This is a genomic window from Bdellovibrionales bacterium (genome assembly GCA_018266295.1).
GTDB lineage: Bacteria > Bdellovibrionota > Bdellovibrionia > Bdellovibrionales > Bdellovibrionaceae > JACMRP01.
The window spans coordinates 535,565-551,433 of sequence record JAFEAQ010000004.1; the positions used below are offsets into that span (position 1 = coordinate 535,565).

The 15,869-nt window shown below is 47.6% G+C and carries 16 protein-coding genes; 14 read left to right on the top strand and 2 right to left on the bottom strand.

The features are described from left to right. Positions 1–270: 270 nt before the first annotated feature. Genes JSU04_02990 through JSU04_03015 form a run of 6 tightly spaced genes read left to right on the top strand, consistent with a single transcriptional unit; the run spans position 271 to position 5,839 of the window. Positions 271–1,674 (top strand): exodeoxyribonuclease VII large subunit, encoded by a 1,404-nt coding sequence (locus tag JSU04_02990; protein ID MBS1969240.1) that lies wholly within the window; start codon positions 271–273, stop codon positions 1,672–1,674. An 11-nt stretch (positions 1,675–1,685) separates the two neighbouring features. Continuing rightward, complete coding sequence (locus JSU04_02995) at positions 1,686–1,910, top strand: exodeoxyribonuclease VII small subunit (GenBank protein MBS1969241.1); 225 nt, start codon at positions 1,686–1,688, stop codon at positions 1,908–1,910. Between the two features lie 8 nt (positions 1,911–1,918). Continuing rightward, positions 1,919–2,782 carry a polyprenyl synthetase family protein gene (locus JSU04_03000; GenBank protein ID MBS1969242.1) on the top strand — a complete coding sequence of 288 codons (864 nt, stop codon included), beginning with the start codon at positions 1,919–1,921 and terminating at the stop codon, positions 2,780–2,782. Continuing rightward, positions 2,782–3,543 carry a TlyA family RNA methyltransferase gene (locus JSU04_03005; protein MBS1969243.1) on the top strand — a complete coding sequence of 254 codons (762 nt, stop codon included), beginning with the start codon at positions 2,782–2,784 and terminating at the stop codon, positions 3,541–3,543. Before JSU04_03000 ends, JSU04_03005 begins: the two co-directional genes overlap by 1 nt. Continuing rightward, positions 3,503–4,507 carry an alpha/beta hydrolase gene (locus JSU04_03010; GenBank protein MBS1969244.1) on the top strand — a complete coding sequence of 335 codons (1,005 nt, stop codon included), beginning with the start codon at positions 3,503–3,505 and terminating at the stop codon, positions 4,505–4,507. Before JSU04_03005 ends, JSU04_03010 begins: the two co-directional genes overlap by 41 nt. A 15-nt stretch (positions 4,508–4,522) precedes the next feature. Beyond that, positions 4,523–5,839: an aminopeptidase P family protein gene (locus JSU04_03015; GenBank protein MBS1969245.1), complete on the top strand. Its 1,317-nt coding sequence runs from the start codon at positions 4,523–4,525 to the stop codon at positions 5,837–5,839. An 88-nt stretch (positions 5,840–5,927) separates the two neighbouring features. On the opposite strand, the gene JSU04_03020 is transcribed toward JSU04_03015, so the two are convergent. Further along, positions 5,928–6,935 carry an enterochelin esterase gene (locus tag JSU04_03020; protein ID MBS1969246.1) on the bottom strand — a complete coding sequence of 336 codons (1,008 nt, stop codon included), beginning with the start codon at positions 6,933–6,935 and terminating at the stop codon, positions 5,928–5,930. Next, positions 6,936–7,679, bottom strand: a complete 744-nt coding sequence (locus JSU04_03025; protein MBS1969247.1) for an HAD-IB family phosphatase — start codon at positions 7,677–7,679, stop codon at positions 6,936–6,938. Positions 7,680–7,745: 66 nt separating this feature from the next. Here JSU04_03025 and JSU04_03030 point away from each other — a divergent pair, with 66 nt between their 5' ends. The 8 genes from JSU04_03030 (at position 7,746) to lpoB (ending at position 15,866) form a co-directional block, all read left to right on the top strand. Further along, positions 7,746–8,225: a hypothetical protein gene (locus tag JSU04_03030; protein MBS1969248.1), complete on the top strand. Its 480-nt coding sequence runs from the start codon at positions 7,746–7,748 to the stop codon at positions 8,223–8,225. A gap of 2 nt (positions 8,226–8,227) precedes the next feature. Continuing rightward, the gene (locus tag JSU04_03035) at positions 8,228–9,862 is read left to right on the top strand and encodes a glycerol-3-phosphate dehydrogenase/oxidase (GenBank protein ID MBS1969249.1); all 1,635 of its coding nucleotides are present in this window, start codon (positions 8,228–8,230) and stop codon (positions 9,860–9,862) included. Between the two features lie 128 nt (positions 9,863–9,990). Further along, positions 9,991–11,034 (top strand): rod shape-determining protein, encoded by a 1,044-nt coding sequence (locus JSU04_03040; GenBank protein MBS1969250.1) that lies wholly within the window; start codon positions 9,991–9,993, stop codon positions 11,032–11,034. An 8-nt stretch (positions 11,035–11,042) separates the two neighbouring features. Beyond that, the gene (locus tag JSU04_03045; protein ID MBS1969251.1) at positions 11,043–11,510 is read left to right on the top strand and encodes a sigma-70 region 4 domain-containing protein; all 468 of its coding nucleotides are present in this window, start codon (positions 11,043–11,045) and stop codon (positions 11,508–11,510) included. A gap of 4 nt (positions 11,511–11,514) precedes the next feature. Beyond that, the gene (locus JSU04_03050) at positions 11,515–12,540 is read left to right on the top strand and encodes a zf-HC2 domain-containing protein (GenBank protein MBS1969252.1); all 1,026 of its coding nucleotides are present in this window, start codon (positions 11,515–11,517) and stop codon (positions 12,538–12,540) included. Further along, positions 12,537–14,495: a HAMP domain-containing protein gene (locus tag JSU04_03055; protein MBS1969253.1), complete on the top strand. Its 1,959-nt coding sequence runs from the start codon at positions 12,537–12,539 to the stop codon at positions 14,493–14,495. Before JSU04_03050 ends, JSU04_03055 begins: the two co-directional genes overlap by 4 nt. Positions 14,496–14,573: 78 nt before the next feature. Continuing rightward, positions 14,574–15,161 carry a hypothetical protein gene (locus JSU04_03060; GenBank protein ID MBS1969254.1) on the top strand — a complete coding sequence of 196 codons (588 nt, stop codon included), beginning with the start codon at positions 14,574–14,576 and terminating at the stop codon, positions 15,159–15,161. A gap of 93 nt (positions 15,162–15,254) precedes the next feature. Then, on the top strand, positions 15,255–15,866 hold the full coding sequence (gene lpoB / locus JSU04_03065; protein ID MBS1969255.1) for a penicillin-binding protein activator LpoB: 612 nt from the start codon (positions 15,255–15,257) through the stop codon (positions 15,864–15,866). Positions 15,867–15,869 lie beyond the last annotated feature (3 nt).

Consider the following 15,869-nt stretch of genomic DNA (forward strand, 5'->3'; position numbering starts at 1 on the left):
CAATACGTTTTTGTCCGATAAGCGGAATATGACGCCAGAAAAATTGGATTTTTTCTTCCCATTTATCGTTTTTTTCTATGGACTCCTGATTCTAGTTGTGCTGGAAAACCCAGCCCTCGTAAAGATCGGGGAGGAGCGTCTGGGCGCGGCTTTCCAGCAGATGAGTCGTCACAAAGGACTTGCTTGGATTTGCTTTTTTGTTGGGGGCCTTTGGTCAATCCAAAATGTCTATTTGACTCTCTAGGATGCCTTCATTAAGGTCGTCCCCAGATGGCCGATCAAACAGAATCAAAACCATTACTTAAGACAGATTTGGGTGCGAAGCTGACTGCTCCAATGACGGATGTCGTGGAAAGTTCGGAACCCCATGTTCTCACGATCGAAGAGCTCAACCTTTCGATCAAGCGTTCTCTTGAAGGTCAATTTAGTCTCATTTGGGTGCGCGGCGAGATCTCAAATTTCAAAGCACATACTTCGGGACATTTTTACTTTTCTCTCAAAGATGCGAAATCTCAAATTAGCGCGGTGATGTTCCGCGGGCACAATTCAAAATTGCGCTTCAAGCCGACGGATGGGATGGAAGTCATCGTTCGCGGCCGCATCTCTGTGTATGAACCACGTGGAAACTATCAGATCCTTTGCGAAATGATGGAGCCTGTGGGCGCCGGCGCTCTTCAAAAAGCGTTTGAGCAATTGAAATTGAAACTAAAGGGTGAGGGTCTTTTCGAGGCCACTCGTAAACGCCCGATTCCGCACATGCCTCGTCATGTGGCGATTGTGACTTCACCAACGGGCGCTGCGATCCGCGATATTCTGAACATTCTTTCGCGCCGGGCTCCTTGGTTGCCAGTCACTGTCGTCCCAACGGTTGTTCAGGGCGAGAGTGCAGCTCCGAAAATTTGTGAAGCCTTCTTGACTGCTCAGAAACTACCAAACGTTGATGTGATCATTGTTGGCCGTGGCGGCGGTTCGATTGAAGATATGTGGTGCTTTAACGACGAAAAGCTGGCGCGTTTGATTGCGGCGTCTCCGATTCCGACAATCTCAGCAGTCGGTCACGAAATCGACTTCACGATTGCAGACTTCGTAGCCGATTTGCGCGCGCCGACTCCTTCGGCAGCGGCAGAGCTTGTGGCGAAGAGTTCCCAGGAACTCACCACGAAGTTGCAGCAGCAAGAACGCTTGCTGAAGCTCAATATGCAGAAGTACTTCAAAGCACTTGAGCAAAAGTGGCAGTTGTTGACCAAAGGCCTCGTTGATCCGCAAAAGAAATTGCAGGATCTCATTCTTCGCAACGATGACTTGGTTGAGCGTTTGCAAATGGCACAAGATCGTTCATTGTCTGAACGCCGCTATAAATTGCAAATTTTAGAAAAGCGTATGGGGTCTCCGCAGGAGCTCATCCAGCGCAAAGTCAAAGAACTCGAATACCTCACTCAGCGTATGAACAAAGGCGTGAGTGTTTCCATCGAGCGCAAGAAAGCTCTGTGGAACAAATGGTGCTCGGTGCTCGATAGCATGAGCCCACTCAAAGTTGTTGAGCGCGGATATTCGATTGTGAAAAAAGACAGCGAAGTGATTAAGAGTGCTGATCAGGTGAAGACCGGCGATCAAGTGCAGATCACATTGGCTCACGGGCAGCTTGAAGCCCGCATTGAAAAAGTAATTAAGTAAGGGAGTGCCCTATGGATTTCGAAAAAAAATTAGGCCGTCTCGAAGAGATCGTCAATAAAATGGAAAAAGGCGACCTCGCTTTGGAAGAGTCTTTGAAGCTCTTCGAAGAAGGCGTGAAACTTTCTCGTGAGTGCCACCAGAAGTTGAACGATGCTGAATCGAAAGTGAAGTTGTTGGTCAGTATGGACCAAAATGGCAACGCGAACACAGTGAACTTTGTTCCTGACGAGAACTAGGATTTCTTTTGGACCTTATGATTCAGTTCGAAGAAGAGCTTAAGCAACGTATCGCCCTGGTGGATAATTACATTCAGGAATACTTTTCTTCGCTGGATTTGCCCCTAGGCTCTGCGATCACGGAACTCAAAGAGTCCATGTACTATTCCGCAGGAAGCGGCGGTAAACGCTTCCGTCCGGTTCTGTCGCTTCTCGTGGCGGAACTTTTTTCAGTGCCCGCTTCACGTGTTCTGCCGTTTGCAGCAGCCGTTGAATTCATTCACACATACTCTTTGATTCACGATGATCTACCTTGTATGGACAACGACGATTATCGTCGTGGCAAGCCGACCAATCACAAAGTTTATGGCGAAACCACAGCGCTCTTAGCGGGCGATGCGCTTCTGACGGAAGCTTTTCTGGCAATTACTAAAGGCTACAAAGACAACGGATTCTTAGCGTCTCAGCTCTGTGACCTGCTTTCGCGTGCAGCTGGCGTGCGTGGTATGGTCGGCGGCCAGGCGATTGATTTGAAAGCAAAGAACCTCACCGTCGAAGAGCTTACGCATTTACATAACCTTAAAACCGGCCGCATGATCCAAGTCGCCGCGGAAGGCGCCGCAGTTGTTGCCGGCGCGAGTCCTGCTGAGATGGATAGCCTTGCGAAATTCGGTGAGTACCTAGGTTTAGCTTTCCAAGTGGCAGACGACATTCTTGATCATGGTGAAAAGGACCAAGAAGCTCGTAGCTTCACAGGGCTTCTCGGTGTTGATGGAACTAAGAAATATCTGAAAGAGATCAGCGATAAAGCTCTTAAAGAGTTGCATAAGATCCCGACTCGCTCGGTGATCCTCGAGCACATGATTGAATTCAATCAACAGCGTAACAAATAATGAGATTAGATCTTTATCTGGTACAAAAGCAGCTCGCTTCTTCACGCTCGCATGCGCAGGAGCTGATTCATGCTGGTCAGGTGTTCGTTCTCAAAAATAACCACAAAGTCATTTTAAAGAAGCCCAATCACCAAGTTGACGAAGCTCAAGACCAAGTATTTGTGGAAGAAGGACCTGCGAACCGGTTCGTGTCCCGTGGCGGTTTGAAACTCGAAGGCGCACTTGCGCACTGTCATTTGTCGGTGCAAGGATTGAAGGTTCTTGATGTCGGTATTTCCACCGGCGGTTTTAGTGACTGTTTACTCCAGTCGGGGGCGATGTCGGTTCTTGGAGTGGATGTCGGTCATGGACAATTGCATTCGTCCCTTGTAACGCATCCACGCTTGCAACATATCGAGGGTTTGAATGCCCGTGAGATCGATCAGAATCCTCAGGTGCGTGAGAAAATGCCTCCGGAAGGCTTCGATCTTATCGTCATGGATGTTTCTTTTATTTCGATCAGTTTGATTATTCCGAAGCTAGTGGTTTTAGTAAAACCCGGGGGCTTTTTGCTGAGCCTTGTAAAGCCGCAGTTCGAAGTCGGCCCCGAAGGTCTTGGTAAAGGTGGCCTCGTGAAAGATCCTGGACTCTATTCCGTAGTTGAAGATAAAGTGAGAAATCTTTGTCAGAGCTCTGGGATGAGCGTGAAGGATTATTTTAATTCACCGATTGAGGGAAAAGATGGCAACAGGGAATTTTTCATTTTTGCTCAAAAAGTTTAGCCCGTTATTTTTAAGTTTCGTCGTCTTGGCAGCCTGCCAAAATCTTCGTACTCGCGAAGATATCAAAAATGAACAACAGGAAGAAGAGCGCGCAGAAACTCCATCAGGGCCCGTCCAGCCACCAAAGTACGAAGGACAAATTCCTTCACAACCTCAGCCTCCTGCGACGCAACCCGCACCTCCAGTGTCGTCTCCGATTCCGGCAATTCCTAAAATCGGCTTGATCCTTGGCCCAGGTGGAGCCCGTGCTTACGGTCACATTGGCGCGCTACAAAACCTCAGCCGCCTCAAAGTACCGATTTATGCGACTGTCGGTATTGAGTGGGGCGCCCCGGCGGCAGCGCTTTTATCCTCTAAGGGACAAGTCTATGATGTTGAGTGGCAGATGTTTAAGTTGAAGGATGATGAGCTTTCTAAAAAATCCCTCATCGGTTCTTCAGGCAAAACAGACGTGACGGCGTTGAAAGAGTTTTTCCAAACCGCTTTTGGCAACCAACGCGTCGAGAGCTTCCGCCATCCATTTGGATGTCCGGCTTACAACATCGCTAAGAACCAGGTGTATATGATGAGCCGTGGTCAGGTGGAACAACTCATGCCTTACTGCTTGCCGTATCCACCGATGTTCAAGGCTTACAATCGCAACGTCAGTGCGGTTCGTGAGTTGAAGATGGCGGCCGACTACCTCCGCTCGCAAGGTGCGAACTACATTGTCCTTGTAAACGTATTAGGTCGTGATGCCGGCCGCAGATCTCTGGTAAGAGATGCTGACAGTGCCGAGTCCGTGATGTGGTCGGAGCTTGCAAGCTTCTACGCAAAACAACAGCCGGGCATTGATGCGGCGATTGCGGTGGACTTGGATGGTTACATGGTAACTGATTTTGAAAAACGCAGAGAGATCATGCAAAAGGGCGCAGAGGTTTCTCAGAAGAGTATTGAAACTTGGGCCCGCAAATTAGGTTTCTAAGAAAAGGATAGAGCTATGAGAAAACCAACGGAAGACGTCAGAATTTTCGCAGAACGCAGACAGCGTATCGGCCAGGACTTACAAGGTTCTGCATTGATCGTGGCGGCTCATCCTGAGCATATCCGCAATCACGACGTCGGCTATGCTTATCGCCAAGACTCTAATATGTATTACTTAACTGGTTTTGAAGAGCCAGAAAGCATTTTGATTTTCCGTCCTGGTTTGCAGCCAGAAACTGTGATGTTCGTGCGTCGTCGCGATAAAGAGCGTGAGACTTGGGATGGCTTCCGCTATGGACCTGAAGGTGTTGAGCGTGAATACAAAATTGATAAAGCTTATCCCATCGACGAGTTCATGGTGCATGCGCCGGCTTTGCTCAAAGAAGTTGAAAAGGTTTACTACGCTCTTTACAAAAACCCAGAAGCGGACCAAAAAGTTCAGGCTTGTTTAGAGCGTGTAAAAGCGATGCAAGGGCGTACAGGCTATGGATTGCTACCAATCCACGATGCTGACACAATGCTTGGCGAATATCGTGTTATCAAGTCTGAGATGGAACTCACAAACCTCCGCGAAGCTTGCGAGATCTCTGCTCAAGCTCACTTGGCAGCGATGCGCTTTACTCGCCCGGGTGTGACTGAGCGTCAGGTTCAAGGCGTTCTTGCTCACAACTTTTTTATGAAGGGTGCAGCTCGTGAAGGTTACAACTACATCGTTGCCAGTGGGAACTCAGCGACGACTTTGCATTATAACTTTAACGATCAACCTTGCCGTGATGGCGATCTGCTTTTGATCGATGCGGGTGCTGAGTACAACTACTACACAGGCGATATCACGCGCACTTACCCAGTGAATGGTAAGTTCACAGATGAGCAAGCTCGTGTATACCAAGGTGTTTTGAATGTTCAAAAGCAAATCATCGAGTACGTCAAACCAGGTATCGTGTTTAAAGACTTGCACGACATGGGAACGTCTTTGTTGACGGACTTGATGTTGGAGCTTGGTTTGTTGTCAGGCCGTAAAGAGGATTTGATTTCTTCGCTTCAGCAGAAACGTTATTACCCCCATGGCATCGGTCACTGGTTGGGTATGGACGTGCACGATGCGGGTCTTTACTTCAAAAAAGGCGTGCCTCGTGAAGTGGTACCAAACATGTGCTTTACGATCGAGCCAGGTTTGTACATCCCTGCGGATGATATAAGCGCACCTCAGAAGTATCGCGGTATCGGTATCCGTATCGAGGATAATATCCGTGTGACTTCTAGCGGATCTGAAAACATGACTTCTTCCGTACCAAAAGAAATTGCGGATATTGAAAAGGTTGTCGGTAAATAGGAAGCGGCATACGCACCTTAGGTGCGAATAGCGCTACTTCGCTAATAAGAATGTTCTGAGGGGGAAGGTCGCTTGCGAGCGGCCTTTTTTATTTACCCCAGGCTTTATGAAGCCAAACCCAAACATCAAGGCGGCGTGGGGCTAAATCGAAGTGCGTCCCATTGAATTCATTGTAGTGGTGCTTGATCTTCTTTGTTTTCAGCCACTGGTGCAACTGGCGGCAGCCTAGGTGCAGATCGAATTGATCTTTGTTGCCGACATCAATGTAAAGTGCTGTTAGCTTTTTAAGGCCTACAAGACGCTTTGGTAAAAACACCAAGGGATCTTTCTCTTGAAACTTTTTCCACACTGCGGGATTGCGTACGCCTGTATAAGAATCAATTGGCAAAGCTCCGTCGGCGTAGCAAAGACTCATGCCGACGGCGTTGACGATCGGACCAAAGTTTTTGTTTTTCTTAAGCCGTCCACTTTGCAGTTCTTTGAGAAGGCCTTTGGGGCCCCCGAACTGATTCCACTCATTTAAAGCTTTATAGTATTCTGGGAGTAGACTCGCCTCAAAGAAACAATCCGGCGCAAGAGCCGCAACCATTCCGAAAGTCTCTGGAAACTTCGAACCTAAGTGAAGCGCGCCGTAACCGCCGCTGCTTCCGCCAGTAACACACCAATGCTTTGCATGGGGGCTAACGTCGTAGCACTGCTGAACAGCAAGGACGAGTTCCTTCATGAGGTAGTCTTCATAGCGGCCTTGGGCGCTGTTAATGAATTGAGATCCTCCCCACGAAGTCATAGCATCGGCAAAAACATACAATGCATGGGGTGCCTTCTTTGCGCTGACCGCATGATCAATATTTTGCGCAGTATTGAGTTCACCAAAACGAGGAGAAAAAGAATCTGGTCCATTTCCCATAAGTCCTGCCAGAATCCAAACCACCGGAAGTGGTCCTTCGGCATCTTTCGGAATTAAAACGGGATTGCGACGAAGAGTCGGGTCTTTGAGGGAGTTTCCCTTCAAGCAATCACTCTCGATCTGCAGGGTTTCAACGTGGAAGTTTTTAAGATCCAGGGCTGACAGCTGATCGAGAATGGTGATTTTCATTTAGATGAACCTATGGTGAAGCCAAGCTTTTTGCTCAGCGATTTTTAGAAGATCATTTTCCGTCTTAAAGAGTCTGTCATCTTGATTTGCAGCACTGACGGCCATTGCCAGGCTCGTTGCTGAATTCAGGAGTTGGAAGTCGCCCATGGTGTTTCCAGACGCAAAGAATGGTTTTTTGCCATCTGTGTACTCTAGCAAGGCTTCGACCTTACCCATTTGGTAGGTGATAACACCTTTTTGCGTTTCGGTGACAAGGCCGTTTTCAAGCGTCGTCTCTACGCCAATGACTGCGTCCGCATCCAGTCCTAGAAGTTTTGCTCCAGGTTCCACAGCCCATTTGACGGAAGCCGTGATGATGTAAACTTTGACGCCCTTACTTTTGAAAAGCTCGATGATCTTTCTTTGCTCTTCAAAAACCGGAACGGGTGCTGCGGCCTTTGCTGCGGCATCAGCCCATTGCTGAACAGTTTCGAGTTTTTGTCCTTTGTTAATTTGCGCGAGCCACAAGTAAGCCACCGTTGGGTCTTGCTTCTTGAGATCCAGGTAATGTTCCCACGCATCCGCCGGAAGACTGACAAGCTTATTGTCGATTTGGTATTGGAAAAAGGTTTCGCCAAGATCGATATCCCACAAAGTTCCGTCGGCGTCGAAAGCCGCGACTGGCTCGGCATCTTTTGCCAACGCATAGTCCAGTGCGGTATTGATTCTGTCCCAAATTTCTTTTGAATAAGCTTTGTATTTCATAGCGTCTTAGTATGAAATAGGATCATTGAATTGACAAGCTATGCTTCCTACAGGAGACCTCGCAAAATGGCCCTTTTTTGCCGGATCGTTCAACTCCAAGACCTTGACGAAATTCTCGATTTTGAAAACAAAAAACTACAAGAGCAAATCCCGGATGAGATGGAGCGCACCCTCGCAAGTTGGAACGCACGATGGCGTAAAGAGGCCCTCGAACACTATCTGAAACTAGGTTGGTCCTTCATCGCACGTGACAAAGACAAACCCAGTAACTTTTCTGACGAAGGTTTGATGGTCGGATATTTCATTGCCCAGCCATTATTGTTCCTAGACGGCCAGACGCAAAGTCTTTGGGTAGAGCATTTGGCCTATGCGTCCTTGCAAGCGCGGGATGAGCTTTGCGAGCTTGCTTACAAACTTTCCCGTGAAAAGCATTTCCAAAAAGTTTTCTTCCCGAATATCGCTGGAATCACCAACTCCATCTCAGCCTTCAAAGCCGAAGCATGGAATCCCGGCGTGATGAGTGTTAAAACCACAAAGGCGAAGTAATCATGAAAAGATTTTCTCATTACGAGCGCGGTCAGAATATTCAAACGATGCAGGACGAAGTTTTCGATCTTTGCATTATCGGCGGAGGCATTAACGGTGCCGGTGTTGCTCGCGATGCTGCCAGCCGCGGAATGAAGGTGGCGCTTGTTGAAGCTAGTGATTTTGCGTCGGGCACATCGTCTCGTTCAAGCAAACTCATTCACGGGGGAATCCGTTACCTAGAAAACATGGAGTTTCATCTAGTTTTCGAGGCGCTGAACGAAAGAACGCGCCTTTTCGAGATGGCTCCGCACCTGGTGCATCCGCTGCGTTTTATGATTCCGCTCTATGAGAACAGCCGTGTCGGCATGTTCAAAATGGGTCTTGGCATGTGGTTGTATGATGCTTTGGCGCTCTTCCAGGCTCCTGAAATGCATGAACGTCTGAACGCGGATGAGTCTATGCGACGTATGCCGGCGCTTGCGCCAAAGGATCTTCGCGGTTCCTACATCTACTCAGATGCCTACATGGATGACGACCGTCTGGTTCACGAAACTTTACGTTCTGCCGTGGAAATGGGTGCTGTTGCCGCAAACTTTGTGAAAGCAACCGGAGCGGCATTTAATAGCGCCGGGAAAATCGAAGCCGTCGAGTGTGAAGACAAACTCAGTCAGAAAAAATTCAAAATCCGCGCTAAGCATGTTGTTAGTTGTGTCGGCCCATGGACAGATGATCTCGGTCACAAGCTTTTCCGTCAGTGGAAAGACATTCTTCGCCCGACCAAAGGGATTCATCTCACTTTGCAGAAATCTCGGTTGCCTCTGACGAGCGCCGTAGTAATGGCGGCCGAGAAGAGCGATCGGATTGTTTTCGGTATTCCACGCCACGAGATGGTCGTGATTGGCACCACCGACACGGATTACAAAGAGCTACCGGATGGGGTTGTGGCAACTCCAGAAGATGTGAAATACCTGTTGGAGGTGACTCATCAGTACTTCCCCGGAGCTCAAATCACCGAAAAAGACATCGTTGCAACTTATGCGGGAGTTCGTCCGCTCGTGAAGGATGAGTCTTCCTCTGAGGGCAAAACCAGCCGTGAGCATACGATCCTTGATGATGAGCGTGGAATCACGCTTGTTGCCGGCGGGAAGTATACGACCTATCGCCTCATGTCAGAGCAGGTTGTTTCGCACAGTTTGAAGTCATTTAACTTCGATGAGCGCGTGAAGTTCTCGAAGAGTGATACAACCAAGGCGTTGAACCAGTACACAGACGTAAATTCGTTTAATCAGTCCTTGGTGATGACATCGGTTTGGGCTCGCGAAACAGGCAGACCTGAGTCGGATATACAAAAATTAGCTGAGCGCTACGGGATGGAAGCCGCGGAAATCCTGCATTTCTACCCAGCGCACTACAATTACTGGCAACTCGAAGCAGCTCAGGCTATCGACCATACTTTGTGTTTGAATCTAACGGATTTTTACTCTCGCAGAGTGCCTTTATTTCTAGCAGACCCTCAGCACGGATTGCCTCAACTAGAGAGTATTTGCGAAGTTTTCCGAGAGAAACTCTCTTGGTCAGACTCTGAAACGCAAAAACAAAAAGAAGCTTTGAGCTCTTACATGGACCGAGAGCTGGCTTGGCGAGCGAAGCTTTAGACCAAGACTTGCAGACAAATGTTGGCGCATCGTGACGTAATCTCTCGCAAGAAGCTAAATATCTGCATTGACTCCCGTTTTTGTGGAATCTAGACTTTACTCAAACTTAATTTCTTTGCGAGAGAATAATGTCAATTATTGAGAAATTCACAGATTACTTTTCGAACGACATCGCGATTGATTTGGGTACCGCGAACACTTTGGTTTATGTCAAAGGACGTGGAATTATTTTGGATGAGCCCTCTGTCGTTGCTGTACAAAAAAATTATCGTGGAATGCAAAACCGTGTTCTAGCAGTAGGTAAAGAAGCAAAAGACATGCTTGGTAGAACTCCAGGCAGTATCGTTGCCATCCGTCCCATCAAAGACGGTGTTATCGCTGACTTTGAAGTCACGCAATCCATGTTGAAATATTTCATTGCGAAATCTATGGGAGAGAAAAAATCTTTCATCCGTCCACGCATTATCATCTGCGTTCCTTACGGAATCACTCAGGTGGAAAAGCGCGCGGTGAAAGAAGCTGCTCAATCAGCTGGTGCGCGTGAAGTTTATTTGATCGAAGAACCAATGGCAGCGGCTATTGGTGCAGGTCTTCCGATCACGGAGCCTTCTGGAAACATGGTTGTCGACATGGGTGGTGGTACTACCGGTGTTGCCGTGATTTCTTTGGGTGGTATCGTTTACTGTAAATCAATCAAAGTTGCCGGCGATAAATTTGATGAAGCCATCATCAACTACGTTCGTCGCCAATTTAATCTTCTCATCGGGGAAAGAACTGCTGAATTGATCAAAATTCAAATCGGTAATGCTTATCCATTCGAAGATGAAAAAACGATGGAGATCAAAGGTCGTGACCTCGTAGCAGGCGCGCCTAAGACCATCGAAATCACAAGCTCACAAGTGAATGATGCATTGATGGATCCTCTCTCTGAGGTTGTTGATGCTGTTCGTACGGCGCTTGAAAAAACTCCGCCTGAGTTGGCATCTGATATCGTTGATAACGGTATCGTGCTCACGGGTGGTGGTGCGATGCTTGCGAACTTAGATGTTCTCCTTCGTGAAAGAACGGGTTTGCCAGTTTCTATCGCCGAAGATCCACTCAGCTGTGTAGTAATGGGTTCCGGTAAAGTTCTCGATCAATTGGATCTGTTGAGACAATTGACCATCGACTAAGGAATTGAATGGGTGAATCCGAAGTTAAATCCATAGCCCTGTTTTTCTTCTTTGCTTTTTTAGATGATCGCAGGGCGCTGGAAGCTTCAACCCAGGCAATTTCTCTCTGTTCCGATAAAAAGAAAAAAAATCCGCAGTTCAATAGCAATGTTTTAATTGTGATGTCGACGTTCTCTGTTTGGACGAAACATCACCTCAAGCTCAATCGTGGAAATCCAAATATTTCGACGGACGCCGGTTGGATGATGCCGACAGATTTAGACTTGGGCCCTTGGCGCGAGTTCCAAAAATTGGCGACCCAAGATGAGTTGCTGGCGGTGATTTGGTCTAAGATTCTCGAGATTCCAGAGAAAGACATCGCCCAAGGTCTTGGGATTTCTGAAGGCACAGTTCGCTACCGTTTAGGTCGTGCCCTCCGAAAGCTTGGTTCTATGGCTCAAGGGGTTTCTACTAAGAAACTAAATGCGGTAAAATAAGAATATGTCTGAAGATACAAACCGTCTCGCACTCTCAAAAAAAGGTCAGCGCCAAGTGACTCCGTTTACCGGCAATGAGCTTCTTTACGATTACATGAGTGGCATCCTCGACGAGGAAAGAAAAAAAGCGGTTGAAGCTCACATGGAAAGCTCGCGGGAGGCGCAGTTGGATTTTCAAAAAATCCAAATTGGTCAGCAGTACGCAGAGAAGATGCGCCAGATTACCGTCTCGCATGCTCTTCAAGAACGCTTGGGTGCGCCTTCGTCTTATCTTTCAGTGCTCTTTAGAAAATCGAAATTTGATCAGTGGCCCGTGGGTTTAAAGTGGGGCTTAGAAGCTCTCGTTGTTGTCTTTGTCGTCGTGACAGTTTTGACAGTGGCTCCATGGGAAAAAGTAATGAAGCTTCGCCTGTCGACGGGGTCTGATGTTGTGTTGACTGAGCTGAACAAGTCTCAAGTAAAACAACCTCCACAAGAAGCACCTGAGACGACGGAAACTCCACAGTTTGTCGATGAAGGTATCAAAGCAAAAGAAGCAGCAGCAACTCCGGCTCCGGCAGTGGCGGCGACAACTGCAACGGCTGCGAAGCCTCAACCGACGGCAACTCCGGCGGCCGTAGCGAAAGCAACTCCGGCTCCGACACCAACTAAAGCTCCGGCGAAAGTCGCGGCGGCAACTGCGGCCAGCGAAGACGACTCAGAAGAAGAAAGTACCGAGTCGGGTAAAGCAAGTACTGGTTATTTGTACCGTGGTCAGATCGCGGTAACGAATCTAGATGCTGTTGGTCCTAAAATTAAAGATAAGATCATTGAACTGGGTGGACGTAAGGCCGGGGAAGTTGAACTCGGTTGGCAGAAAACCCAAGGGTCCGCATATTTCCACTTCACAATTCCCGAGGCAAAATACGCTGAATTACAGGCCTTCCTCTCTGAGTACGGAAAGGCTAAAATCAGTAAGGATAAGCATCCGCGTGTGATGCCAGATGGGATCATCCGCTTAATTATCACTGTTGATGAAGCGAAGAAGTGAAGCAACTAAAGAAAAAACCTAAAAGATCATTAAGAACCATCTTGATAGTTTGGTTCTTGTTATTCTCGGTCATTCCTTTGGCCTTCGTGACCGTATACTCAATGATGAAGTACGAGAAAGCTCTGGATCGTGAGCTTGCTCAGCGTCTTTCCGGCAATGCCCGTGAAATCAATGTGATCTTCAGCGAGTATCGCGCCAACCTTCAGCAAAAACGTGACAAGTATATTCGCGACCCGAACTTGATTTATCACCTCACCGTGGGTGATGCGAATACGATCCGTAATATCGCCACACAGTGGTTGCGCTCGGATTTCACTTCAAGCCTTACGTTTTTTAGCCGTGACGCAAAAATGGTGGTGAGTGTTTTCAAAGATGAAAAAGGCGAAGTCAGAAATTTTGCTCCAGCCGGTCAGGCGGTTTTCCTCAATAACCGTTACGTTGAAATGTTTAAAAACCAAAAAGAAGTGGGCTCGATTGAGTTCTCTGAACAGCACAAGACTTCGTTGTTACTAATTTCGCGTGTAACCAACGGGGCGGGGAAGATCGTTGGTTACTTCGAGCAGATCATTGATCTTGATAAAGGTTTCATGAACCGCCTGAAAGCGCGCATGAAGCTTGAAGTGATGTTCTTTAAAGATACCGGTCAACTGATGATGGCAAGTCATCCTGATTTTTACCTTTATAAAAAAGACTTTTTTGAGCCCTACTTCCAAGCGGGGCGTGATCCGTTTTTTGATTTAAATATCCGCACGATGCCTTACGGGTTTTTGGTGGCGCCCCTTGAGTGGGAGCCGGCAAAAATCTACGTCGCCTTGGGAGCTTCAAAAAGTGAAGCTAAAGAAGTCCTTCGTAATGTGAACTTTGCCTTTGCCTCGGTCGTTTTGGTGATCATTATCTTGCTGTTCATTACGATTCTGGTGGCCAGTAACTGGGTGCTGAAGCCGCTTTATGAATTGGTCGAAGCTCTTCAGCGCTTTGAAACCAGCGAAAGCTCGGCCGAGATTCCGGTAAAGAATGACACAGAGATCGGGCTTCTAACTGCGAGCTTTAACGAAATGAGCCGTAGGATTAACCAAGCCAGAAACGAATTGAAGAAGAAAATCTTTGAGCTCGAAGGTGCCAACCAAGAACTCAAAGACACTCAGGCAAAACTGGTTCACTCAGCGAAGATGATTAGTCTCGGTCAGCTGGTGGCCGGGGTTGCGCATGAATTGAATAACCCGATCGGTTTCATTTCAAGCAATATGACTCACTTGCGTGACTATTCTGAAAAGCTCATCAAGCTCGTTGATACCGCCGAGACAAATCCGACAGCCCTTCCTGCGATGAAAGATGAGCTTGAGTACGATTACATCGTAAAAGATATGCCCAAACTGATTGCCTCTTGCGAAGATGGTGCACGCCGAACGAAAGACATTGTTTTGGGTCTTAGAAATTTCTCGCGACTTGAAGAGGCCAAGCTCAAAGAGATCGACATTCATGAATCCCTCGATACGACGCTGAACTTGCTTGCGGGCGAAATAAAAAACCGTGTCGAGATTCATAAACAGTACGAACCGATTCCGCATGTGGCGTGCTATGCCAGTCAGATCAATCAGGTCTTGATGAACATTCTGTCGAATGCGCTTCAGGCGATTGAAGGCCCAGGACACATTTGGATTTCAACAATGGCTTTGCGTGGAACCGCTGACAAGAATGGCAAAGTACAGGTTTCGATTCAAGATAGCGGGAAGGGGATGAGTCCCGAAGTTCTCGAAAAGATTTTCGATCCGTTCTTTACCACCAAAGGCGTCGGCCAAGGAACAGGTTTGGGCCTCAGTATTTCCTATGGCATTTTGCAAAGTCACGGGGGCGAAATCCAAGTTCGTTCGGAAGTTGGTGTTGGAACAGAGTTCACGGTGATCATTCCGGTGTATCCTCCGGCGAGCCGTCTGGCGAAGAAAGATGAAAATTGATCCAAATCCGGGATCAAAGTCCAGGAAACCCACTAAAAATGTCTTCGGGTTTTCCGATAAGAACATATCGGGAGATTTATGGTTCAGAAGGAAAAAAAGGACAAATCCCACTTGTTAGGGCTCGCATTGCTGTTGCTTGCGGGGTTCTTTATTTTCTTGTTCTTGCTTCCGGATGGTAAGAAGTCGCAAGGCACGATGGGGGCCGCTCAATCCAAAGAGTTTGAAGAAAAGGTGAATAAACATCTCTTCCGTACTTCTCAACAAATCGAGCTTTCGCGCGAAAAGATGGAAATCGAAGCGGCCAAAATCGAGAACCAGGGTTTAGGCACTGGTAAGCAGAAAGAGGAAATGCATAAGCTGGATTTCTCTGCGGACCCTCGGGCTGAAGCGCTCATTCGTGAGTTGGGCCGGGGCGACAAAGAGTCAAATGGTCCAACGAACGCGGACGAGCAGGTTCAAGCCGACTTGTTCGAGGCGCAGCAAAACGAAGAATATTCCGAGGCTTATAAGAAGGAATACGCCCGCCAATTCGTAGAAAATGCCCGAAAAGCAGGCTATTTGATCAAGCTCAGTGACGATTACAAAGTAATCTCTGTAAAGCAAATCCGTAAGCCCGCCGACAGCTACGAGCTGTTTAATAAGTCCTCAGGCAGCGGCGCACAGTAGGGCGCTGCGCAGGTTCAAGTCTTGAATATTACTAGGAAGATTCTATTCTAGTAGGGTACACAATATGTACATATAAACTAGGGTGGAGGTATTATGAATCGCCTGGTGAAAACTGTTACAACGGTAGTGGTCGCAACTCTGTCAGCAATGATCCTTTCAAGCTGCGGCGAAAAAGCTTTCGTAAAAGGTGATTACGAAGATCCAGAAAAAACAAACCTGATGAACGACCAATGGTCTGAAACAGACATGCAAAATGTTGTTAAAGACTTGGTTGCAAGCCTCGCTGGCCACCCATCAATCAAAGACGCAAAAAACCCACCAGTTGTGATGGTGACTCAATTGCAAAACAAAACTAGCGAACACATCGACACTCAAAGTGTGATGGACATGGTTCGCGTTGATTTGATGAAAACCGGCAAAGTCGGTTTCATCGACAAAGAAGCGCGCCAAGACATCGCTGACGAGTACAACTACCAAAACTCAGGCATGGTTGCTAAGGAATCTAAAAAAGGTCCTGGCGGTCAGACGGGCGCAGACTTCATCATCAACGGTCGCTTGGATTCTATCGTTCAAGAAGTCGGCAAAGATAAGACTGTGTACTACAAAGTGACTTTGAACATGACGAACTTGAAAACCGGCATGATCGTTTGGTCTGATAATAAGCAAATCCGTAAAGCTTACAAAAAGAAAACTATCGGTCTGTAAGAC

Coding starts and splice junctions, on each gene's coding strand:
- JSU04_03030 (MBS1969248.1), top strand. CDS start 7,746: ATGGCCCTTTTTTGCCGGATCGTTCAACTCCAAGACCTTGACGAAATT.
- JSU04_03025 (MBS1969247.1), bottom strand. CDS start 7,679: ATGAAATACAAAGCTTATTCAAAAGAAATTTGGGACAGAATCAATACC.
- JSU04_03050 (MBS1969252.1), top strand. CDS start 11,515: ATGTCTGAAGATACAAACCGTCTCGCACTCTCAAAAAAAGGTCAGCGC.
- JSU04_03015 (MBS1969245.1), top strand. CDS start 4,523: ATGAGAAAACCAACGGAAGACGTCAGAATTTTCGCAGAACGCAGACAG.
- JSU04_03035 (MBS1969249.1), top strand. CDS start 8,228: ATGAAAAGATTTTCTCATTACGAGCGCGGTCAGAATATTCAAACGATG.
- JSU04_03040 (MBS1969250.1), top strand. CDS start 9,991: ATGTCAATTATTGAGAAATTCACAGATTACTTTTCGAACGACATCGCG.
- JSU04_03005 (MBS1969243.1), top strand. CDS start 2,782: ATGAGATTAGATCTTTATCTGGTACAAAAGCAGCTCGCTTCTTCACGC.
- lpoB (MBS1969255.1), top strand. CDS start 15,255: ATGAATCGCCTGGTGAAAACTGTTACAACGGTAGTGGTCGCAACTCTG.
- JSU04_03010 (MBS1969244.1), top strand. CDS start 3,503: ATGGCAACAGGGAATTTTTCATTTTTGCTCAAAAAGTTTAGCCCGTTA.
- JSU04_02995 (MBS1969241.1), top strand. CDS start 1,686: ATGGATTTCGAAAAAAAATTAGGCCGTCTCGAAGAGATCGTCAATAAA.
- JSU04_03045 (MBS1969251.1), top strand. CDS start 11,043: ATGGGTGAATCCGAAGTTAAATCCATAGCCCTGTTTTTCTTCTTTGCT.
- JSU04_03020 (MBS1969246.1), bottom strand. CDS start 6,935: ATGAAAATCACCATTCTCGATCAGCTGTCAGCCCTGGATCTTAAAAAC.
- JSU04_02990 (MBS1969240.1), top strand. CDS start 271: ATGGCCGATCAAACAGAATCAAAACCATTACTTAAGACAGATTTGGGT.
- JSU04_03060 (MBS1969254.1), top strand. CDS start 14,574: ATGGTTCAGAAGGAAAAAAAGGACAAATCCCACTTGTTAGGGCTCGCA.